This is a genomic window from Sphingobium lactosutens (genome assembly GCF_013393185.1).
Lineage (GTDB): Bacteria > Pseudomonadota > Alphaproteobacteria > Sphingomonadales > Sphingomonadaceae > Sphingobium > Sphingobium lactosutens_A.
Map to the genome: position 1 here is coordinate 37,758 of NZ_QJQX01000036.1, position 18,804 is coordinate 56,561.

Annotated in this window: 24 protein-coding genes; 10 read left to right on the plus strand and 14 right to left on the minus strand. The window is 65.8% G+C overall.

Annotation, left to right across the window (positions count from 1 at the left end; translation table 11 throughout):
* Positions 1 to 58: 58 nt before the first annotated feature.
* Both DM806_RS06575 and DM806_RS06580 read right to left on the minus strand, forming a co-directional pair.
* Positions 59 to 1,189 (minus strand): M14 family metallopeptidase, encoded by a 1,131-nt coding sequence (locus tag DM806_RS06575; RefSeq protein WP_179042429.1) that lies wholly within the window; start codon positions 1,187 to 1,189, stop codon positions 59 to 61.
* Positions 1,186 to 1,800, minus strand: a complete 615-nt coding sequence (locus DM806_RS06580; RefSeq protein WP_179042430.1) for a hypothetical protein — start codon at positions 1,798 to 1,800, stop codon at positions 1,186 to 1,188. Before DM806_RS06580 ends, DM806_RS06575 begins: the two co-directional genes overlap by 4 nt.
* A gap of 223 nt (positions 1,801 to 2,023) precedes the next feature.
* Here DM806_RS06580 and ykgO point away from each other — a divergent pair, with 223 nt between their 5' ends.
* The gene (ykgO, locus tag DM806_RS06585; protein WP_004210176.1) at positions 2,024 to 2,149 is read left to right on the plus strand and encodes a type B 50S ribosomal protein L36; all 126 of its coding nucleotides are present in this window, start codon (positions 2,024 to 2,026) and stop codon (positions 2,147 to 2,149) included.
* 234 nt (positions 2,150 to 2,383) lie between these two features.
* On the opposite strand, the gene pyk is transcribed toward ykgO, so the two are convergent.
* Positions 2,384 to 3,841 carry a pyruvate kinase gene (gene pyk / locus DM806_RS06590; protein WP_179042431.1) on the minus strand — a complete coding sequence of 486 codons (1,458 nt, stop codon included), beginning with the start codon at positions 3,839 to 3,841 and terminating at the stop codon, positions 2,384 to 2,386.
* A gap of 104 nt (positions 3,842 to 3,945) precedes the next feature.
* On the opposite strand from pyk, the gene DM806_RS06595 reads away from it, so the two are divergent.
* From DM806_RS06595 to ruvC, 6 genes are all read left to right on the plus strand, one after another.
* Positions 3,946 to 4,245, plus strand: a complete 300-nt coding sequence (locus DM806_RS06595) for a DUF1244 domain-containing protein (protein WP_179042432.1) — start codon at positions 3,946 to 3,948, stop codon at positions 4,243 to 4,245.
* 77 nt (positions 4,246 to 4,322) lie between these two features.
* A complete protein-coding gene (locus tag DM806_RS06600) occupies positions 4,323 to 4,565 on the plus strand; it encodes a DUF2312 domain-containing protein (RefSeq protein WP_024019628.1) in 243 nt (80 codons plus the stop codon).
* An 81-nt stretch (positions 4,566 to 4,646) separates the two neighbouring features.
* A complete protein-coding gene (locus DM806_RS06605; RefSeq protein ID WP_179042433.1) occupies positions 4,647 to 4,973 on the plus strand; it encodes a heavy metal-binding domain-containing protein in 327 nt (108 codons plus the stop codon).
* Positions 4,970 to 5,464, plus strand: a complete 495-nt coding sequence (locus tag DM806_RS06610; protein ID WP_218647391.1) for an arsinothricin resistance N-acetyltransferase ArsN1 family B — start codon at positions 4,970 to 4,972, stop codon at positions 5,462 to 5,464. The genes DM806_RS06605 and DM806_RS06610 overlap by 4 nt, the downstream gene beginning before the upstream one ends.
* A gap of 72 nt (positions 5,465 to 5,536) precedes the next feature.
* Positions 5,537 to 6,280 (plus strand): YebC/PmpR family DNA-binding transcriptional regulator, encoded by a 744-nt coding sequence (locus DM806_RS06615; protein ID WP_179042434.1) that lies wholly within the window; start codon positions 5,537 to 5,539, stop codon positions 6,278 to 6,280.
* Positions 6,281 to 6,370: 90 nt separating this feature from the next.
* Entirely contained in the window at positions 6,371 to 6,862 is a 492-nt protein-coding gene (gene ruvC / locus DM806_RS06620; RefSeq protein WP_179042435.1) for a crossover junction endodeoxyribonuclease RuvC, read from the plus strand.
* Positions 6,863 to 6,909: 47 nt separating this feature from the next.
* Here the strand turns inward: ruvC and DM806_RS06625 are convergent, their stop codons facing one another.
* The 7 genes from DM806_RS06625 to DM806_RS06655 form a co-directional block, all read right to left on the minus strand.
* Positions 6,910 to 7,188: a DUF2218 domain-containing protein gene (locus DM806_RS06625; protein ID WP_179042436.1), complete on the minus strand. Its 279-nt coding sequence runs from the start codon at positions 7,186 to 7,188 to the stop codon at positions 6,910 to 6,912.
* 3 nt (positions 7,189 to 7,191) lie between these two features.
* Positions 7,192 to 7,860: a PadR family transcriptional regulator gene (locus tag DM806_RS06630; protein WP_179042437.1), complete on the minus strand. Its 669-nt coding sequence runs from the start codon at positions 7,858 to 7,860 to the stop codon at positions 7,192 to 7,194.
* A 541-nt stretch (positions 7,861 to 8,401) separates the two neighbouring features.
* Entirely contained in the window at positions 8,402 to 8,740 is a 339-nt protein-coding gene (locus tag DM806_RS06635; protein ID WP_179042438.1) for a hypothetical protein, read from the minus strand.
* Between the two features lie 108 nt (positions 8,741 to 8,848).
* Positions 8,849 to 10,090, minus strand: a complete 1,242-nt coding sequence (locus DM806_RS06640) for a threonine synthase (RefSeq protein ID WP_179042439.1) — start codon at positions 10,088 to 10,090, stop codon at positions 8,849 to 8,851.
* Positions 10,091 to 10,222: 132 nt separating this feature from the next.
* Positions 10,223 to 10,777, minus strand: a complete 555-nt coding sequence (gene grpE / locus DM806_RS06645; RefSeq protein WP_179042440.1) for a nucleotide exchange factor GrpE — start codon at positions 10,775 to 10,777, stop codon at positions 10,223 to 10,225.
* Positions 10,774 to 11,817 (minus strand): heat-inducible transcriptional repressor HrcA, encoded by a 1,044-nt coding sequence (hrcA, locus tag DM806_RS06650; RefSeq protein ID WP_179042441.1) that lies wholly within the window; start codon positions 11,815 to 11,817, stop codon positions 10,774 to 10,776. The genes grpE and hrcA overlap by 4 nt, the downstream gene beginning before the upstream one ends.
* A 41-nt stretch (positions 11,818 to 11,858) precedes the next feature.
* The gene (locus DM806_RS06655; protein ID WP_179042442.1) at positions 11,859 to 12,368 is read right to left on the minus strand and encodes a DUF6438 domain-containing protein; all 510 of its coding nucleotides are present in this window, start codon (positions 12,366 to 12,368) and stop codon (positions 11,859 to 11,861) included.
* A gap of 133 nt (positions 12,369 to 12,501) precedes the next feature.
* Here DM806_RS06655 and rph point away from each other — a divergent pair, with 133 nt between their 5' ends.
* The gene (gene rph / locus DM806_RS06660; RefSeq protein ID WP_179042443.1) at positions 12,502 to 13,218 is read left to right on the plus strand and encodes a ribonuclease PH; all 717 of its coding nucleotides are present in this window, start codon (positions 12,502 to 12,504) and stop codon (positions 13,216 to 13,218) included.
* Positions 13,219 to 13,350: 132 nt separating this feature from the next.
* Positions 13,351 to 13,980 (plus strand): RdgB/HAM1 family non-canonical purine NTP pyrophosphatase, encoded by a 630-nt coding sequence (gene rdgB / locus DM806_RS06665; RefSeq protein WP_179042444.1) that lies wholly within the window; start codon positions 13,351 to 13,353, stop codon positions 13,978 to 13,980.
* Positions 13,981 to 14,291: 311 nt separating this feature from the next.
* On the opposite strand, the gene DM806_RS06670 is transcribed toward rdgB, so the two are convergent.
* Together DM806_RS06670 and DM806_RS06675 are read right to left on the minus strand one after the other, a co-directional pair.
* The gene (locus DM806_RS06670; protein ID WP_256869145.1) at positions 14,292 to 15,068 is read right to left on the minus strand and encodes a hypothetical protein; all 777 of its coding nucleotides are present in this window, start codon (positions 15,066 to 15,068) and stop codon (positions 14,292 to 14,294) included.
* Between the two features lie 67 nt (positions 15,069 to 15,135).
* Positions 15,136 to 15,630, minus strand: a complete 495-nt coding sequence (locus tag DM806_RS06675; protein WP_372859362.1) for a CAP domain-containing protein — start codon at positions 15,628 to 15,630, stop codon at positions 15,136 to 15,138.
* A gap of 139 nt (positions 15,631 to 15,769) precedes the next feature.
* Between DM806_RS06675 and hemW the strand changes: the two genes are divergently transcribed.
* Positions 15,770 to 16,945: a radical SAM family heme chaperone HemW gene (gene hemW, locus DM806_RS06680; RefSeq protein WP_179042445.1), complete on the plus strand. Its 1,176-nt coding sequence runs from the start codon at positions 15,770 to 15,772 to the stop codon at positions 16,943 to 16,945.
* 56 nt (positions 16,946 to 17,001) lie between these two features.
* Here hemW and DM806_RS06685 read toward each other — a convergent pair whose 3' ends face one another.
* Positions 17,002 to 17,529, minus strand: coding sequence for a tetratricopeptide repeat protein (locus tag DM806_RS06685; protein WP_179042446.1), 528 nt, complete (start codon positions 17,527 to 17,529; stop codon positions 17,002 to 17,004).
* Positions 17,530 to 17,606: 77 nt separating this feature from the next.
* A complete protein-coding gene (locus DM806_RS06690; protein ID WP_179042447.1) occupies positions 17,607 to 18,782 on the minus strand; it encodes an RsmB/NOP family class I SAM-dependent RNA methyltransferase in 1,176 nt (391 codons plus the stop codon).
* Between the last annotated feature and the right edge of the window lie 22 nt (positions 18,783 to 18,804).

Sequence of the window (18,804 nt, forward strand, 5' to 3'; positions counted from 1 at the left end):
GTTGCAACTTCTGTTGGGGCCAGCCTTCGACAAGGCTGGCCCCAGCGGCGATATCACTTCAAATCTCGTCGATCATTTCCGCCAGCGCGGCAAGGCAATCCTTGCCCAGCTGGATCGATCGCGCCGGCGACCAGCCATAATCGGCGTCGGGCAGGTCGTCATTGTCCTTGAACGGCATTTCCAGCGTCATTGCCACCGCGCCGAAGCGTTCGGCCACCTGATTGGTCGACATGGAGAGGTTGGCCTTCCCCGCTGCCGCGACGGGATAGCCCAGCCGCGTCTGGAAATCGGGCGTCCGCGCGGCCAGCGTGTCGCGATAGCGATGATAGAGCCGGCTCTGCTTCTCGGTGATCGACGGGATGCCGTCGAAGCCCGCGATGAAGACGGCGGCGATCGCCTCGTCCCCATGCAGGTCCATCGCGAAGTCCACGCCCGTCGCATCCATCGCATTGCGGACCAACAGCACTTCGGGACTCTTGTCGGCGGTCGGCTCGTGCCATTCGCGGTTCAGGTTCACGCCCGCCGCATTGGTGCGCAGATGACCGCGACGGCTGCCGTCCGGGTTCATGTTGGGGACGAGATGGATGGTGGCCTTCTGCCGCAACAGGCGCGCGACGGCATCCTGCTCGTCGCAGAGCCGCTCCAGCGCGCCTTCCATCCACCATTCCGCCATCGATTCGCCCGGATGCTGGCGGGCATAGAGCCACACCTGCCTGGGACCGTCGCCGATGGTCAGCAGGTCGAGCGGCTGGCCGTCCAGCGTCAGGCCCAGCTCGCGATGGGCGACGCCCGGCTGGCTAGCCGCCCAGGCGATCAGGTCATGGTGGCGCTCCATCGAGTAAGGCGCGAAATAGGCGAGCCAGACGGCGTTGCTGTCGGGCGTCAGGCGAATTGTCAGCCTGCCGTCGGCATAGCTGGTGTCGGCCAGATACCAGTTCTCGCGATCCTCGCTCGCCCGCGCGCTATAGCCCGGCCAGCCGTCGGGATAGGCGGAGCCGGCCCCGTTCACGATCGCCAGTTCCACCTCGCGCCCCGCCGCATTGGCGAGCCGGAAGTGGAACCATTGATAGAAGTCGCTCTGGTGATCGGTCACGATCTCCAGCTCGGCACGGACGCCGGCGGGCGTATCGGTGATGGAGAGGACGCGAATATTGCCGCTGTCGAAGCCGCTGGAAATGCTGATGGTCATTTGATGTTTATAGTGCGGCCCGATTCGCCCGGATAGCCCCCGATCAAAGCGGTAGCGAGTTTCTGCGCCGCCGTGGCGGGCTGCGCGGCGGGCGAACCCTGCTTTGCCTCGGTCGATGCGCGCCCTTCCCAGATGGCCGTCGAATCGGACCGGCGGCGAACCTGCACATGCAATTGGGTGGTCACGATATCCTTGGGCTTGCCCGACAGGTTGATGCCGACGCCCACGCCAAGCCCGCCGAAACTGCCGCCGCGACGACCGCCACCGCTGCCGATCCCGCCACCCACGCCGACGCTGACCGGCTTGTCGCTGCTGCGGTCGATGCCGGACGGGCGGAAGCTGCGGCTGAAGCTGACGAGCGCGACATAGTCGCTCTGCTTGCCGTCGTCCGGGGTGAAGCCGACCTGCTGGAAGGCCTGCGACACGGCCGAAGCATAGGTGCGAAATTCCAGGCTGACGTCCGGGTTTCCGGGCATTTCCTCGACCGCGAGCGAACCCGACCGCGCCGGATTGTCGATATGGAAGCGCGTCACCTCCACCGGCGGCGCGGCGGTCGCGCAGGCGGCAAGTGGCAGGGCGAGGCTGGCGGCGAGAATCAGGCGCTTCGACATGGGCTTACTCCAACGGGCATTTACCGATACACGGCGCGGAGGACATAATCCCCTCCAACGCGTGAAGCCATCGTCTTGCTGCACGAAGGATGAACAGATGGCCATGCCTGCGGATGTTCGGGGGCAAAATCCGGCTCGCCGCCCTTGACTTTGGCCCGTCGCACCCATAGGGGCTGCGCTTCGATTTTTCGATCAAACCAAGATTCATCAAAGGCCGATTGCCATGAAGATCCGCAACTCGCTCAAGTCGCTCAAGGGCCGCCACCGGGACAACCGCGTGATCCGTCGTCGCGGCCGCACCTACGTCATCAACAAGACCAACCGCCGCTTCAAGGCCCGCCAGGGCTAAGCGACGGCAAGCCGCCTCTTTCGGGAGGCAGCGCCAGGATCTTGTATCCCGATCAGCGCCCGGTCATCGACCGGGCGCTTTTCTGCGTGCGCGTGATGCAGATGAGCGAGGCGATTCGGCTGATTCAATCTCGGGGCGTGGCACCCCGCCCGTTCGCTTCGAGCGAAGTCGAGAAGTGGATAGCGTAACGCTTCCCGTTTCTCGACACGCTCGAAACGAACGGACTGGGCCGAATCACGCCTCTTCGCGGCCCTTGAGTTCGTCGCCGCGCACCGCCGCGACGTGCAGCACGTTGGTCGATCCCGGCGTGCCGAAGGGAACGCCGGCGAGCACCACGATCTTGCCGCCCTTGTCCGCCATGTGATGGCGCAGCGCCATGCGGCGGGCCTTGCCGATCATCTCCTCGAACGTCCCGATATCCTTGGTGCGGATCGCATGGACGCCCCAGGTCAGGCCCAGCTTGCGCGCGGTGTCGGCCCGCGGCGTCAGCGCCAGGATCGGCGCGGAGGGCCGTTCGCGCGCGACGCGGCGCACCGTGCTGCCCGACGAGGTGAAGCAGGTGATGGCGCTCGCCCCCACGACCGAGACGATGCCGCCCGCCGCCTCGGCCAGCGCGTCGGCGGTGGTCGGGTCGGGCCGCGTCTCGGTATAGTGGAGCCGGCCGAAATAGCCCGGATCGCGCTCCACGCTGTGGGCGATGCTGTCCATCATCGCGACCGCCTCGACCGGCCAGTCGCCCGCCGCCGTCTCCGCCGACAGCATGATGGCGTCGGCGCCGTCATAGACCGCCGTGGCCACGTCCGACACTTCGGCACGGGTCGGCGAGGGCGACTTGATCATCGATTCGAGCATCTGGGTCGCGACCACCACCGGACGGCCCATGCGCCGCGCGGTGGCGACGATCTGCTTCTGGAGCGGCGGCACGGCCTGGGGCGGCAGCTCGACGCCCAGGTCGCCGCGCGCGACCATCACGCCGTCGGCCAGCTCGACAATCTCCTCCAGCCGCTGAACGGCGGAAGGCTTCTCGATCTTGGCCATCAGCGCACCATGGCCGCCCATCAGCTTGCGCGCCTCGGCCAGATCCTCGGGCCGCTGCACGAAGCTCAAAGCGATCCAGTCGCAGCCCTGCTCGACCGCGAAGCTCAGGTCGCGGCGGTCCTTGTCGGTCAGCGCAGGCACCGGCACCACCACGTCGGGCACGTTCACGCCCTTGCGGTTGGACAGGGTGCCGCCGACCTCGACGATGGTGTCGATCCGGTCTTCGCCGATCGCCTTCACCCGCAGCACCATCTTGCCATCGTCCAGCAGCAGCCGGGTTTCGGGCACCAGCGCCGCATAGATTTCGGGATGGGGCAGGTTCACGCGGCGCGCGTCGCCGGGGGTTTCATCCCGGTCGAGAATGAAGGGCGCGCCAGTCTCCAATATGGCCAGCCCCTTCTCGAACGTGCCGACGCGCAACTTTGGCCCCTGAAGGTCGCCAAGGATGGTGGTCGGCCGGTTGAATTCCTTTTCCAGCGCGCGGATGGAGGCGATGCGCGCGGCATGATCCTCATGCGCGCCATGGCTCATGTTGATGCGGAAGGCGTCGGCCCCTGCGACGAAAAGAGCCCGGATCATCTCGGGCGTATCGCTCGCAGGACCCAGGGTCGCGAGGATGCGAACCTTGCGCGAACGGGGCGGTAGTCGTGTCATGTCTTCTCCTGGCCGTCATGATCGCTCCCGATCTTGTCAGGGCGTCGTTATGGGTTATCCGTGCTGCACGACAGGATGATGTAGATCAGCGAAAGGGATCGCCGATGACCGATAACATACTCACGGATGCGGTTGCTGCAACCGCCTTCCGCCGTCTGGTGGCGCATTTGCAGCATCGGACCGACGTCCAGAATATCGACCTTATGGGCAGCGCGGGCTTCTGCCGCAATTGCCTGGCCGACTGGATCGCGCAAGCCGACGGCCAGCTGACGAAGGATCAGGCGCGCGAAATCATCCACGGCATGCCCTTTTCCGACTGGAAAGCGCGCCATCAGGGCGAAGCAACGCCCGATCAGGTCGCGAAGATGCAGGAGAGTGTGGCGAAGAACGCGGACAATCATTAGAGGCGTCCGCCAGCCTGATTCATTTCGGCCGATTCATCTCGACCGATTCACATTTTCACCCTCATATGGAGATCCCCATGAGCGAACCCAATGTCGCCGCCGATCAGCTACGCCTCTTCATCGAGCGCATCGAGCGCCTGGAAGAGGAAAAGAAGGGTATCGGCGACGATATCAAAGACGTCTATCTGGAAGCCAAGGCCAACGGCTATGACGGCAAGATCATGCGCCAGATCGTCCGCCTGCGGAAGATGCAGCCCCATGACCGTCAGGAAATGGAAGCCATCCTGCAGACCTACCTGTCCGCTCTGGGCATGGAGTAACACCTGCCCCGAACGCGCCGCCCTTGTCGAAGGGCGGCGCGCGGGGTAGCCCGAACAGGTCTTAACGGAGAGGAAAGCCCCATGTCCGAGATCATCGTCAGCACCACCAGCCGTCTGGAAGGAAAGCCCGCGAAGGAATATCTCGGCATCGTCACGGGCGAAGTGATCGTGGGCGCCAACCTGTTCCGCGACCTGTTCGCCAGCGTGCGCGACATCGTCGGCGGCCGGTCGGGCGCCTATGAGGATGTGCTCCAGCGCGCCCGCGAGCAGGCCATTTCGGAAATGCGTACCCGCGCCGCGACCATGGGCGCCAATGCCGTGGTCGGCGTCGACCTCGACTATGAGGTGATCGGGTCGAACGGGTCGATGCTGATGGTGTCGGCTTCGGGCACGGCCATCCTCTATTGACCATCCGCATCCGTCCCGCAGAGGCCGGTGACGCCGCATCCTGCGCGACGATCTATGCCCCCTATGTGACGGACGGCTGGGTCAGCTTCGAAACCGACCCGCCCGATGCCGCCGACATGGCGCGGCGCATCGCCGATCATGGCGCATCGCATGGCTGGCTGGTCGCCGAAGCCGAAGATGGCCGGATCGCGGGCTATGCCTATGGCAGCGCGCATCGCACCCGCGCCGCCTATGCGACCTCCGCCGATGTCGCGATCTATGTGGATGCGGCTTTTGCCCGTCAAGGCGTGGGCCGCGCGCTCTACGCGGCGCTGTTCCCGATATTGAAGGATCGCGGTATCCATGCCGTCTTCGCCGGCATCGCCCAGCCCAATGAGGCCAGCGTCGCGCTGCATGAGGCGATGGGCTTCACTCCCATCGGCATCTATCGCGAGGTCGGGTGGAAGATGGGCGGCTGGCGCGATGTCGGCTGGTGGCAGAGATTGCTCTGAAGGTTGCTCTTGGGGCAGGCGCTGGTGTAAGGGCGCCCATCACATTCAACCGGCAGATAAGAATTCAGGACCATGGCAGGCCATTCCAAATTCAAGAACATCATGCATCGCAAGGGCGCGCAGGACAAGAAGCGCTCGTCGATGTTCTCCAAGCTCAGCCGCGAAATCACCGTCGCGGCCAAGATGGGCATGCCCGACCCGGACATGAACCCGCGCCTGCGTCTGGCGATCAACGCCGCCAAGGCCCAGTCGATGCCCAAGGACAATATCCAGCGCGCGATCGACAAGGCCGCGGGCGGCGACATGGAGAATTATGAGGAAGTGCGCTATGAGGGCTACGGCCCAGGCGGCACCGCCATCATCGTGGAAGCGCTGACCGACAACCGCAACCGCACCGCCACCAATGTCCGCACCGCCTTCGCCAAGAATGGCGGCAATCTCGGCTCGTCGGGCGCGGTGAGCCATGGCTTCGACCGTCTTGGCCTCATCACCTATCCGGCCAGCGCGGGCGATGCGGACGCCGTGTTCGAGGCGGCGCTGGAAGCGGGCGCGGACGATGTGTCCTCGAACGAGGACGAGCATGAGATCTGGACCGCGATGGACGCGCTCCACGAAGTCGCCAAGGCGCTGGAAGCCAAGATCGGCGCGGCCGATGCGGCCAAGCTCGCCTGGCGGCCCACCACCACCGTCGAAGTCGACGAAAGCAACGCCGCGACCCTGCTCAAGCTGGTCGACGTGCTGGAAGATGATGACGACGTCCAGACCGTCTGGGGCAATTATGAAATGTCCGACGAGGTGATGGAGAAGCTGGGCTAAGATGCCCGACAACCGTTCGTGTCGAGCGAAGTCGAGACACGGTAGCGCAAGCGCTTCTCGACTCCCCTCGAAGCGAACGGAACCTGTTCCATGATCCTCCTCGGACTCGACCCCGGCCTTGGCACCACCGGCTGGGGGCTTATCGCCGCCGACGGCAACCGGCTGACCCATATCGGCAATGGCCAGATCAAGACCGACAGCGCCATGTCGCTGGCCACGCGGCTGCTGGCGCTCGACCTGGCGTTGACCGACCTCATCCTCGAACACCGGCCCGATGGCGCGGCGGTCGAAGAGGTGTTCGTCAATGTGAACCCGCAATCGACGCTGAAACTGGGTCAGGCGCGCGGCGTCGTGCTGCTGGCCGCGTCGCGGTCGGGCATGGAGGTGGGCGAATATGCCGCCCGCCTCGTCAAGAAATCGGTGGTCGGCGTCGGCAATGCGTCCAAGGAGCAGGTCCACGCCATGGTGTCGCGCCTGCTGCCGGGGGCGAAGATCGCCGGACCGGACGCGGCCGACGCGCTGGCTGTCGCCATCACTCACGCCCATCATCTGGCGAGCGCGCGGCGAATCCCGCACAAATGAAAAGGGGCGGATCGCTCCGCCCTCTTTCCGCACTTCGACTTGCCCGTTTATTTCCAGTCGAACGGCAGCGGCGCCTCGCGAAAGGCGAAGCGGTCGAGATGGTCGGCGACCACCTGCTTGAACCGCTCGACATCGACGTCGGCGTTCGGCTCCAGCGCCACGACCAGCGCCTCCGGCTGCGCTTCCATCCGGATCGGCCCCATGGGAAAGGCGATCTCGCCCTTCTCTGGGTCGAAAGTCACATCGAACTTGTGGCTCCAATGTTTGCAGAGCTGCTGGAGATAGCGGCTGCCATTGGTGGTCGGGACGGTTGCGGTCAGGGTCATGGGTTATAGCCTTTCGATCTTGACGACGGCTTCGTCGATCAGGGCGGCGACGTCGAACATGGTCTGGTTATCCGCCCCTTCCTTTTCAAGCCGTTGCTGGATGGCGAAGCGCAGATTGTGCATCGCGCGGCGCACCGGGCCGCCATCGACCCGCTCCGCCTTGCGGGCGAGATGGGACAGGCGTTCCAGCGCCATGTCGAGCGCGTCCTTGCGCTCCCCGATCTGGGCGCGACCGGCATCGGTGATGGCGAAGCGCTTGCGGCTGCCTTCGCTCGGTTCTTCGGCGATCAGGTCCATTTCCGACAAGAGGGTCAGCGTCGGATAGACGACGCCGGGGCTGGGCGCATAGGCCTCGCCCGACAGCGCCTCGATCGCGCGGATCAGTTCATAGCCATGGCGCGGTTCGTCGGCGATCAGCTTGAGCAGGATCAGGCGCAGCGCGTCATTGTCGAACAGGCGACGGCGGCCACCGCCCCGGCCACCACCACCCATGCCGCCCCGGCCACCGCCACGGGGGCCGTCTTCGCCAAAGGGATCGCCGCCGCCGAACGGCCCGCCACGACCACGGCCGAAGCCGTCGGGACCAGCGAAACGGCCATGACCGGCATGGGCGCCATGTGGGTGATGATGACCGCGATGGCGGCCGTGGAAATTATGGGGGAATCGCATCATTGAGTCTTTCATATATGTCATGATGCTTTGCGATATATCTTAGAAATGAAAAACGTCAAGAGTTGCGATATATCTTTTTATATCGTTGGAGCGGGTGGTGAAGTGAAGATTTGGCGCGGGCGCTCGCTTGCGGCCAGAAATTGTCGCCCAGGAGGCGACCATTTCCACATCCCGAAATCGGTCACGCCTGAGCTATCCAGCGGCAAGGTTCGAACGTGCAATCTGCCGAGGCAGGGCGGTTGTAACCGGCGGGTCTACCAATTCCCCAACGCTGGACGCCGTCTTTCCAAGCAACGATAGTCGGATTGCAAAGCAGCCGATCCTCATAGGATCATTCGCGGCTGGCTGCGCGCGCAACGCCATCGTTCGAAAGCGGTCATCCTTGTTTCCGTCACCCCAGCGAAGGCTGGGGTCTCAGGCGTTGGCGAGACAGGCTGGGACAAGCGCCACGCTCGACCGTTCCGCGCCGTCGCCTGAGATGCCAGCTTCCGCTGGCATGACGGTTAAAAACGACCAGAAACGGTCACTCATTGAAACAGGCTTAATCTCCAGTAGCAGACAAGTCAGGCCTGATTACGGCGCTTTGTATCCGATTGAACACCCTGCCAGTGGCAAGGAAATTGATTAGCGCGAACTGCCCGACCATAAACCGAACGACGGATACGAAATGCGTGCCGTTACTATGCTTCAAGCGAATGACGCGGCCGATCTTGTGGAGGCGGATCAGTTCGACATCCTCAACATCTTGGAATGCAATGTGATAAGAATTGTCGCCTGATTTGATGGCAATGGCCTTATTGTCGATTTCCAGAACGCCCTTTGCCACTTTCGTAGCTAGGCCAAGTTCAGCGCCGTGGTGATAGAATATCCGATAGCTCATATATTGCCTGTATGGGTGATGCCGTCCTTGCGATGCTAGCCCATAAGCGGACCGTCGCAAAACACCCCATCCCGGCCAATCCGCCAGTCGCGGGACCGCCTGCGCCTTTTATAGCGCCGCGAAATCGATCGGTGCGTGGCGATCCAGGGTATGGCTCTGGTCCTCCAGCGGATATTTGAGGCCGCTGGCGCAGTTGAACAGCACCGCCCGCTCGTTGCGGCCGATCAGGCCTTCGTCGAGCGCTTGGCTGTAGGCGGCCAGCGTCGCGCCGCCTTCCGGGCACAGCAACAGGCCATCGTCGCGGGCGACATCGCGCACCGCCGCCGCGATCGCCGCGTCCGACACGGCCAGCGCCGCGCCGCCGCTCTCCCGCACCGCGCGCAGGATCAGGAAATCGCCGACCGCGCGCGGCACGCGGATGCCCATAGCGATGGTCTGCGCATCCTCCCAACGCTCGGCGAATTCCACGCCTTGCTCGAAGGCGCGGACCATCGGCGCGCAGCCTTCGGCCTGCACCGCGAACATTTTCGGGCGCTTTGAGCCGATGAAGCCGATCTTCTCCAGCTCGTCGAACGCCTTCCACATGCCGATCAGGCCGGTGCCGCCGCCGGTGGGGTAGAAGATCGCGTCGGGCAGTTCCCAGCCGAGCTGTTCGGCCAGTTCGAGGCCCATCGTCTTCTTGCCCTCGATCCGATAGGGTTCCTTGAGCGTCGAGAAGTCGAACCAGCCGCGCTCCTTGACGCCCTGCCCCACGATCGCGCCGCAATCGTCGATATAGCCGTTGACGCGATAGACGCGCGCGCCCTGCGCCGCGATTTCGCGCACATTCACTTTAGGCGTGTCAGCGGGGCAGAAGATCACCGATTCCATGCCCGCGACGGCGGCATAGGCGGCCAGCGCCGCGCCGGCATTGCCGTTGGTGGGCATGGCGACCTGCGTGACGCCCAGTTCCTTCGCCATGGAGACCGCCATGACGAGGCCGCGCGCCTTGAAGGAGGCGGTGGGCAGGCGGCCTTCATCCTTGGCGAGCAGATGCGCCCCGCCCAGCCGCGCCGCCGTGCGCGGCAACGAAATGAGGGGCGTCGCATTTTCGCCGAGGCTGACGATGTTGGATGTCTGCCGCACCGGCAGCAATTCGCGCCAGCGCCACAGGTCCATCGGCCGCTGGGCAAGCGCCTCCTTAGTCAGCGCGGCGCGCACGCCATCCAGGTCGTAGCGGACCAGCAGCGGCTTCCCCGCCGCCGACAGCCCGTGCAGCCGATCCGCCTCATAGCGCTCGCCGGTCAGCGAGCATTCGAGATGGGTGACGAAGGTCGGGCGATCGGTGGTGAGGTTGAGGTCGTGGCGCATCTGGCCCTCCTGAAAACACAAGACCCCTCCTTTTACGGGAGGGGTCTGAATGGGGCGGTTGCGAGCGCCGCCCTCTGCGAGGCGCGCCCCACCCCCTGCCCCTCCCCTGAAGGGGAGGGGTGATTTTCTTTGTTATTCCGGCTTTTTCGCCACGCTCACCATGGCGGGGCGCAGCAGGCGGTCCTTGATCATGTAGCCGGCCTGCATCTCGACCAGGATGGTGCCCGGTTCGGCGTCGGCCGAAGGGACTTCCATCATCGCCTGATGCTTGTTGGGGTCGAGCGGCTGGCCGACCGACTCCAGCTTGCTGATGCCGTTACGGCCGAACACGCTTTCCAGTTCGCGACCGGTGGCTTCGAGGCCGACGACCAGGCTCTTGAACTTCTCATCCTCGCGCAGGTCGGCGGGGATCGAGGCCAGCGCGCGGCTCAGATTGTCGGCGACCGACAATATGTCGCGGGCGAAGGCGGTCGCGGCATAGGCGCGCGCGTCGGCCAGTTCCTTTTCCAGCCGGCGGCGCACATTTTGCGTGTCGGCATGGGCGTAGAGAATATCCTGCTTCGCGGTGGCGAGTTCCGCCTCCAGCGCGGCGATCTTCTCGGCCGTGGTGCCTCCCGCAGGCGCAGCATCTTCCGGCAGCGCGTCCACGACTTCGGTATTTTCCAGATTCTGTTTGTCTTCGCTCATCTCATCAATCTCGACAGCGTCTGTGCAGTGAAGTCCACCATGGGGATCACCCGCGCATAGTTCAAGCGCGTGGGGCCGATCACGCCGACCACGCCGACGACCCGGCCGTCCGCGCCACGGTAGGGGGCGGCTATGACGGAAGAACCCGACAGGGAAAAGAGCTTGTTTTCCGAGCCGATGAAGATTTTGGTCGCGCTGCCCGCCAGAGCGCCGCGTAGCAGGTCCAATATTTCCTGCTTTCCCTCCAGCTGCTCCAGCAATTGCCGCGCCCGTTCGAGGTCGGCGGCGGCGCCATCGTCCAGCAGATGCGACTGGCCGCGCACGATCAGCACCGGCCGGTCGTCGGCGTCATGCGACCAGATGGCTAGCCCGCGAGCGGCCAGATCGCGCGCGCTCTGGTCCAGCGCGCTGCGTTCCGCCTCCATCTCGCGCGCCAGCGCCTCGCCCGCCTCGCGCAGGGTCAGGCCGCCGAAACGCGCCGACATGAAATTCGCCGCCTCATTGAGCATCACCGGACTGACGCCGTCGGGCAGGTCGAGCATGCGATTTTCGACCGATCCGTCCTGCCCCACCAGCACCGCCAGCGCCTGCCGCGCGTTCAGCGGCACGAAACCGAACTGGCGCAGCACCGGCTCGCGCTTGGGCACCATGACGATGCCGGCGCAGGCGGAAAGGCCCGAAAGCGTCGCGGTGGCGGCGGACAGCGCTTCCTCGATCGGGCCGCTTTCGGAAATGCCCGCCTCGATCGCGCGGCGCTCCTCGGCCGAAGGCTCCGCCGCCTGCATCATGCCGTCGACGAACAGCCGCAGTCCCGTCTCGGTCGGCATCCGCCCGGCCGACGTATGGGGCGCGGCGAGCAGGCCCAGCTCCTCCAGATCCTGCATGACATTGCGGATCGAGGCGGGCGACAGGCTGAGCGACGTCATCTTGCTGATGGTGCGCGATCCCACGGGCAGACCCGTCCCCAGATAGCTTTCCACCACCAGGCGAAACACGTCGCGCGCACGATCATTCAGTTCGGAGATGGGGATGACCGACATGGATCCTATCTAGACAAGGGGGCCCGCACGCTCAAGCCGCCTCATGGCGTCACCGCCTTGGGATTGAGCATATGCTCGACGTCCAGAATCTTCGGCACCGAGGCGATCGCGACGCGCAGCCGGCCATATTGCGGGTCCATGCAGCCCGACTGATAGTCCAGCCGGGTCGCCGGCTGGCCCGGCCGCGTCCATTCCACCGTATAGCCCGGCATGTCGGTGGCGAAACGGTCGCAATTCCTGCCGTGGGCGATCGTCTCCGTCGTACCCGCCGCCGGCCGGTGCGGCGCCAGCGTGGCGACCAGCTTGCGATATTGCAGCCGGGTCAGGGTGAAGCGCGTCGGTCCCGGCACGGAGGTGAAACGCTCGGGCGTCAGCAGGCCCGACCCGTCAGGCGACACCTGCACCGTATAGGCCGGACAGGCGCCGAAACAGCGCCCGGCGGTGAAGCGGATCACGTCGCCCGGCGCCTTGGGCGGCTCCAGCCCTTCCTGATCCGCCATGCACCCCGCCAGTGCGAACAGCCCGGCCAAACCCAAGATTTTTATCTTCATAACCCCTCATATCGTCCAATTCACGCTCTGGACACTGGCAACTCGTCCTGCCGGACGCTAAGCGGCGTCTTAAATGCGCTTCCCGGCGCATTGGCGGCTCCGGCTGCCTCTCGAACGCTTCGGAGTAGAAATTATGCGTCCTTCCGGCCGCGCGCCCGACCAGATGCGCGATATCACCATGGAACCCGGCTTCACCATCCATGCCGAGGGCAGCTGCCTCATCAGCTTCGGCGACACGCGCGTGCTGTGCACCGCCTCGATCGAGGAAAAGGTGCCGCCCTTCCTGCGCGGCAAGGGTTCGGGCTGGGTCACGGCCGAATATGGCATGCTGCCCCGCGCCACCCACACGCGCGGCAGCCGCGAGGCGGCCAAGGGCAAGCAGTCGGGCCGCACCCAGGAAATCCAGCGCCTGATCGGCCGTTCCCTGCGCACGGTCGTGGACCTCAAGAAGCTGGGCGAGCGCCAGATCGTGATCGATTGCGACGTGATCCAGGCCGATGGCGGCACCCGCACCGCCGCCATTTCGGGCAGCTGGGTCGCGCTGCGCATCGCCGTCGACAAGCTGCTGGCGTCGGGCGCGCTCGCCGAAGACCCGATCATCCAGAAGGTCGCGGCGATCAGCTGCGGCATCTATGAAGGCACCCCGGTCCTCGACCTCGACTATGCCGAGGACAGCAATGCCGAAACCGACGCCAACCTGATCCTGACCGGCGACGGCAAGTTCGCCGAAGTGCAGGCGACGGCCGAAGGCGCCGCCTATGACGAGGAGGAACTGCTCCGCCTGCTCCGCCTCGCCCGCATCGGCTGCGCGAAGATCTTCACGGCGCAGGATGTGGCGACGGGGCGGTAAACGACCATAATCCCTTATTGCCGTCACCCCGGGCTTGACCCGGGGTCCCGCTTTCCTTTGACTGGGTTGAAGAAGAAGCGCGAACCCGGCTCAAGGCCGGGATGACGAGAAAAAATAGGCTAGGGTAGTAGAATGAGCGACGAATTCGGACAGGAACAGGCGATCCGCAAGTTGGCGCCGGGCAAGCTGGTGATCGCCAGCCACAATCCCGGCAAGGTGCGGGAAATCGCCGCTTTGCTCGGCCCCTACGGGATCGAGCCGATTTCCGCCGCGGCGCTCGACCTGCCCGAGCCGGAGGAAACCGGCACGACCTTCATCGCCAATGCGGAGCTGAAGGCGATGCAGGCCGCCGACCTCTCCGGCCTGCCCGCGCTGGCCGACGACAGCGGCCTGTGCGTCGACGCGCTGGGCGGCGATCCGGGCCTGTTTTCCGCGCGCTGGGCCGGCCCGGACAAGGATTTCGACTTCGCCATGCGCACGGTGTGGGAAGGCGTCGAGGCCAAGGGGCCGGATGCCGGGCATGACGCCCATTTCATCTGCGCCCTCGCCCTCGCCTGGCCCGACGGCCATGTCGAGGCGTTCGAGGGCCGCGTCGACGGCACGCTCGTCTGGCCGCCGCGGGGCGATCAGGGCTTCGGCTACGACCCGATGTTCCAACCGCTCGGCTACGACATCAGCTTCGGCGAAATGGACCCGGACAAGAAGCACGCCATGAGCCACCGCGCCGACGCCTTCGCGCAACTGGTGAAGGCGGTTTTCTAGACGCCGCTGGCCGTCTGGCGGCGGCAGGAAGGCAATGAGAGCAGCAGCTCAACATCCGTTCGGACTGAGCCTGTCGAAGCCCCGTCCCTTCTCTTCAAGCATCGTGTTGACGAAGAACGGATGCCCTTAGACAAGCTCAAGGCGAACGGAGGTTGATGTGTGGAAGCGACGATATTCCGTCATCCCAGCGAAAGCTGGTATCCCAGGCCAAGTCGCGCAACCTCGCCTGAGACCCCAGCCTTCGCTGGGGTGACGGCCAAGAAGAAGAACAGCCGATCGTCCGCTTCCCACCCCAAGACAACCTCCCCGACTTATCCCGTCGGCGCAGCCTTCAGCTTCGCCGATCCGACATGCCATCGCAGTTGCGCCGATGAAGCCCCATCCACGCCATTCACCCGGCGCACCACATAATCGCCGACGAAGCGCTGGCGCGTGCCGTCCCGCAATTCCGAATTCACGACCACCGGCACCGTCTGGTAGATCGATCCCGCCCCCGCATCACCCGGCTCCAGTTTGCCGATCGTCACCGTCGTGGCGCGGGTGTTAGCGAAACCGGCCTGGAAGCCGTCCATCGTCTGGTTCGGCGGCCCATTCTCGCCCCATTGCGACCAGGCGGTGCCATAGTCGCGCGCGTTGATCGCGGCATAATAGCGCTTCACGACATTGGCGGCCGCCGCCATGCTGCCGGGCGAGGGGCTGCATCCGGGCGTGGGCTTGCCCTCTTCGCCAAAGCCGTCGATCAGGGCGCAGCTACGCGCAATCTCATCTTCGATCATCGCGCAGCTGTTCGCGGCGTTGCAGGGCGGGCGGGTTGCGGGCGAAACCTGCCGGCACAGCCTGACGCGCTTTTCCGCCGCTGCGCCCCCGATTTCCGCCGTGCAGGAGAGCGGTCCGGCTTCCACCGTTTCGGCGGCGGGCGTTTCCCCTGTCGCATTCAACGCCGCGTTCAACGTCTCCGCTTGATTGGCTGTCATAGCACGGGCCGCGTTGGCGGCAGGCTCGCTCTGCCGCTCCGGCGGCGCGCCACAGGCCGCCATCGCCAGCAGCGAACCGGCCATGATGATGGATGACAGCTTTGGGCGGCGCATGATCTTCTCTCCCGGTCGGCGCGACATGGCTATCCAATGTTCGCGCGCCGGGAAATATCCGCCCGCCCTATTTCGTGCCGTGCGCCATCACGCCGTTGCCGCTCGCCAGCACGCTCGGTTCGGCGTCCAACGGCCCCTGCCCGAAGACATTGCCGGCGGGATAATAGCGGCAGACCAGATAGTCATATTGCGCGCTCTCACCCAGCGCGCAGCCGACCTTGCGCGTGCTGCGCCAGATGATCTGGCTGTAATGGCCGACATCCTGCCAGCGGCCGGTAGTGGAGAGGTCAGGCATCCGCCCGCCGCGCCGCATCATCCGCTTTTCATCGAGGAAGCTGCCGATCATCGCTTCATAGTCGAAGGCGCCGCGCGTCCCCATCCACAGATTCTCGCCGCTCGGCACCGATCGGCTGGCGCGATTGGAATGGGCGAAGACACCGGTCCGCGCCATCGACCGCGCATAGCGGTTCGCGTCGGCCGCCAGCGCCGCGTCCCACTCCAGCGGCGCAAGGCCAAGCGATTCGCGCTCCTCATTCTGCATGCCCAGAACGACGTCCTGCATCAGATCGTCGCCGCGCTCCACCTCGGTCGTTTCTTCATAATAATATTGCTGCGCCCCGGCGGCGCCCGCCACCATCATCAGCGCGGCCGCGCCTGCCCGTAGCAGCGCGCGACAAATCGGTCTAAAGCCCGCCCCATCCATGTCGATCAACCAGTCCAGCAACCCGTCGGCTCTTGCCGCTCCTTTAGCCTTATATGTGCATTGGCCCTTTTGCGTCTCCAAATGTCCCTACTGCGATTTTAACAGTCATGTGCGTGACCGGATCGACACAGAGGCATGGCGCACGGCGCTGGTCGCGGACATGGCGCATGAGGCGGCGCTGACCGGCGGGCGGCCGCTGACCTCCATCTTCTTCGGCGGCGGCACGCCGTCGCTGATGCCGCCCGCGCTGGTCGCGGAGCTGATCGCGGCGGCCGAGCGCCATTGGGGGCTGGCGGACGACGTGGAGATCACGCTGGAGGCCAACCCCAATTCGGTCGAGGCGGCGCGCTTCGCCGATCTCGCCGCTGCCGGGGTCAACCGCGTGTCGCTCGGCCTTCAGGCGCTGGACAATGCGGCGCTGCATTTCCTTGGCCGCGCGCATGATGTGGACGAAGGGCTGGCGGCGCTCGATACCGCGCAGCGCGTGTTCGAGCGGGTGAGCTTCGACCTCATCTACGCCAGGCCGGACCAGAGCGAGGCCGACTGGCAGGCGGAGCTGGAACGGGCGCTGGGCTTTGGCACCGGGCATCTGTCGCTCTACCAGCTGACGATCGAGCCGGGCACGCGCTTCGCTACGCTGGTGGCGCAGGGCAAGCTGACGCCCGCCGATCCCGACCATGGCGCGACGCTCTATGAACTGACGCAGGCGATGACCGGCACGGCGGGCATCCCGGCCTATGAGATCAGCAACCATGCCCGCGCGGGTCAGGAAAGCCGGCATAACCTCACCTATTGGCGCTATGGCGACTATATCGGCATCGGCCCCGGCGCCCATGGCCGTCGCACCGGCGCGGCGACGCTGCGGCACAAGAAGCCGGAAAACTGGATGGGCGCGGTGGAGCGCAACGGCCATGGCACCCAGAGTGAGGAGCCGCTCGCCGGCGAGGATCGCGCGCGCGAGGCGCTGCTGATGGGGCTGCGTCTGGCCGAAGGCGTCGACCTCGACCGGATAGCCGCCCTGTCGGGCATCGGCATCGCGCAACTGGTGGATGAACGCACCATCGACCAGCTGATCGATATCGGCCTGCTGCATCGCAAAGGTGCGAAACTTCAGGTCGCGGCGGCGGGGATGCTGCTGCTCGATGCGATCCTGCCGGAAATCGTGATAGTGTGAGGCGCAAAGGGCGCAGAGCAATCCGAGGCACGGCCTCCTCTACGCGAAAGCCCGGATCAGGGCTGCTCGGTGGTCTTGCCCTGCCCGCCCTGCGGCACCGGCACCGCGTCCTTGCTGGTCATGGCGACGGCGGGCGGTCCCTTCCGGATCGCGGCGGCCAGCTTGCCGACGGGCGCGCAGTCGCCCTTGCACAGCTTCTGCGCCTCCGCGAGCACTTCCCTGGCGCGCGCGACCGCGCCCTTTTCCATCATCGCCTCACCCTGTCCGGCCAGCGCCGCGACATCGGTGGGGTCGAGCAGCAGCGCTTCCTTGTAGAGGCGGATTGCCTTGCCCTGCAGCCCCTGCGCGCGGGCGACCTCGGCCAACTCGACGAAGGCGGCGCGATTGCGCGGGTCGACAGCCAGCGCGCTTTCCAGCGCGTCGTTGGCGCCCTGCAAATTGCCGGCCTTGCGCGCTTCCTCGCCGGCTTTCTGCCATTCGATCGACCGCGGGCTGATCTGGTTGTCCGGCTTCTGGCTCAACCCCATGCTGGAAACGGTGGTCAGAACGGCAGCAAGGGCAATCGAGGCAGGGGTGAAACGCATTATAGTCTCCAGCCATGTTTCAGGCGTTGATTCCGACCAAGTGTCGCGGTTTTGCGCGGCCTTGTCCATGCTCTGTTTCAAGCCCCCCGCTTGAGCCGCGCGAAATAGAAGCCGTCACTGCCGTCATGTCCCGGCGTCAGCAGCAGCCCCTCGCCATGGCGCCGGCCGACGGACAAGTCGATCGGCTCGGCCGTCCAGCCGGCATGGCGGCTGAGGAAGGCATCGACCTGATCGCGCCCTTCCCGGTCGGTCAGCGCACAGGTCGCATAGACTAGCACGCCATCCGGCGCGAGCAAGGGCGCGGCGAAATCGAGGATGCGGGCCTGTTCCGCGACGAGCCGGTCCAGCCGCGCCTGCGTCAGCCGCCAGCGCGCCTCGGGATTGCGCCGCCAAGTGCCGGTGCCCGAACAGGGCGCATCGACCAGCACGACGTCCGCCTGCCCCTGCACAGGCGCCAGCCCGCGGGCTTCATGGGCCTGGTCCAGCAGCAGGGTCTCGATGAAGGTCGCCCCGGCCCGCTCGGCGCGGGGTTCCAGCCGGGCGAGGCGCGAACGGATGGTGTCGGCCGCCAGCAACCGCCCCTGCCCCGCCATGGCGGCAGCGAGCGCCAGCGTCTTGCCACCCGCACCGGCACACAGGTCGACCACGGTCATGCCCGGCTGCGCACCGCAGGCGGCCGCGATCCACTGGCTGCCGGCATCCTGCACCTCGACCCGCCCAGCCTTCCAGGCCTCATTCTGCTCGATCGGCGATCCTTCGGGCAGGCGCAGCGCATCGGGCAGGCCCGCGATCGGCGCCGCATCGGCCAGCAGCAGCGCGACGTCGGCCGGCGTCGCCTTCAGCCGGTTGACGCGAAGGTCGACGGGCGCGCGGCCCAGCAGCGCATCCTGCTCCACCGGCGCGGCGAGCAAGGGTTGCAGCCAGCCCGGCACGGCGCCCGCCTCCGCCCCGGTCTCGCCCGGCTCGATCGGCAGCGGCGCGTGGACGGACCCATCGAACAGGGCGGCGATTTCGGGTCGCTCCTGCGCCACGCCGATCATCGCCTCGCGCCCGGTTTCGGGCCGCTCCGCCGCCCGGCGGATCGCATCATAGACATGATCGCGGACCGCCCGCCGGTCACGCGACCCGGCGTATCGCCGCTCCTTGAAATAGCGCGCGATCAGCGTATCAGCCGCCGGCCCGCCATCGCGCGCCGACGCGATGATGGCGTCGAGAAGGTCGATCGCGGCCTGGATGCGGGCGGATGGGGTCATAATAAATCCTCCCCTCCCCGGA

Excerpts from the sequence above, each read along its gene's own strand:
- rph (WP_179042443.1), top strand. The coding sequence starts at position 12,502 with ATGCGTCCTTCCGGCCGCGCGCCCGACCAGATGCGCGATATCACCATG.
- DM806_RS06655 (WP_179042442.1), bottom strand. The coding sequence starts at position 12,368 with ATGAAGATAAAAATCTTGGGTTTGGCCGGGCTGTTCGCACTGGCGGGG.
- grpE (WP_179042440.1), bottom strand. The coding sequence starts at position 10,777 with ATGAGCGAAGACAAACAGAATCTGGAAAATACCGAAGTCGTGGACGCG.
- DM806_RS06600 (WP_024019628.1), top strand. The coding sequence starts at position 4,323 with ATGAGCGAACCCAATGTCGCCGCCGATCAGCTACGCCTCTTCATCGAG.
- DM806_RS06580 (WP_179042430.1), bottom strand. The coding sequence starts at position 1,800 with ATGTCGAAGCGCCTGATTCTCGCCGCCAGCCTCGCCCTGCCACTTGCC.
- hrcA (WP_179042441.1), bottom strand. The coding sequence starts at position 11,817 with ATGTCGGTCATCCCCATCTCCGAACTGAATGATCGTGCGCGCGACGTG.
- hemW (WP_179042445.1), top strand. The coding sequence starts at position 15,770 with ATGTCGATCAACCAGTCCAGCAACCCGTCGGCTCTTGCCGCTCCTTTA.
- pyk (WP_179042431.1), bottom strand. The coding sequence starts at position 3,841 with ATGACACGACTACCGCCCCGTTCGCGCAAGGTTCGCATCCTCGCGACC.
- DM806_RS06690 (WP_179042447.1), bottom strand. The coding sequence starts at position 18,782 with ATGACCCCATCCGCCCGCATCCAGGCCGCGATCGACCTTCTCGACGCC.
- DM806_RS06615 (WP_179042434.1), top strand. The coding sequence starts at position 5,537 with ATGGCAGGCCATTCCAAATTCAAGAACATCATGCATCGCAAGGGCGCG.
- DM806_RS06640 (WP_179042439.1), bottom strand. The coding sequence starts at position 10,090 with ATGCGCCACGACCTCAACCTCACCACCGATCGCCCGACCTTCGTCACC.
- rdgB (WP_179042444.1), top strand. The coding sequence starts at position 13,351 with ATGAGCGACGAATTCGGACAGGAACAGGCGATCCGCAAGTTGGCGCCG.
- DM806_RS06625 (WP_179042436.1), bottom strand. The coding sequence starts at position 7,188 with ATGACCCTGACCGCAACCGTCCCGACCACCAATGGCAGCCGCTATCTC.
- DM806_RS06675 (WP_372859362.1), bottom strand. The coding sequence starts at position 15,630 with ATGCAGGACGTCGTTCTGGGCATGCAGAATGAGGAGCGCGAATCGCTT.
- ruvC (WP_179042435.1), top strand. The coding sequence starts at position 6,371 with ATGATCCTCCTCGGACTCGACCCCGGCCTTGGCACCACCGGCTGGGGG.
- DM806_RS06595 (WP_179042432.1), top strand. The coding sequence starts at position 3,946 with ATGACCGATAACATACTCACGGATGCGGTTGCTGCAACCGCCTTCCGC.
- DM806_RS06635 (WP_179042438.1), bottom strand. The coding sequence starts at position 8,740 with ATGAGCTATCGGATATTCTATCACCACGGCGCTGAACTTGGCCTAGCT.
- DM806_RS06575 (WP_179042429.1), bottom strand. The coding sequence starts at position 1,189 with ATGACCATCAGCATTTCCAGCGGCTTCGACAGCGGCAATATTCGCGTC.
- ykgO (WP_004210176.1), top strand. The coding sequence starts at position 2,024 with ATGAAGATCCGCAACTCGCTCAAGTCGCTCAAGGGCCGCCACCGGGAC.
- DM806_RS06685 (WP_179042446.1), bottom strand. The coding sequence starts at position 17,529 with ATGCGTTTCACCCCTGCCTCGATTGCCCTTGCTGCCGTTCTGACCACC.
- DM806_RS06605 (WP_179042433.1), top strand. The coding sequence starts at position 4,647 with ATGTCCGAGATCATCGTCAGCACCACCAGCCGTCTGGAAGGAAAGCCC.
- DM806_RS06670 (WP_256869145.1), bottom strand. The coding sequence starts at position 15,068 with ATGCGCCGCCCAAAGCTGTCATCCATCATCATGGCCGGTTCGCTGCTG.
- DM806_RS06630 (WP_179042437.1), bottom strand. The coding sequence starts at position 7,860 with ATGATGCGATTCCCCCATAATTTCCACGGCCGCCATCGCGGTCATCAT.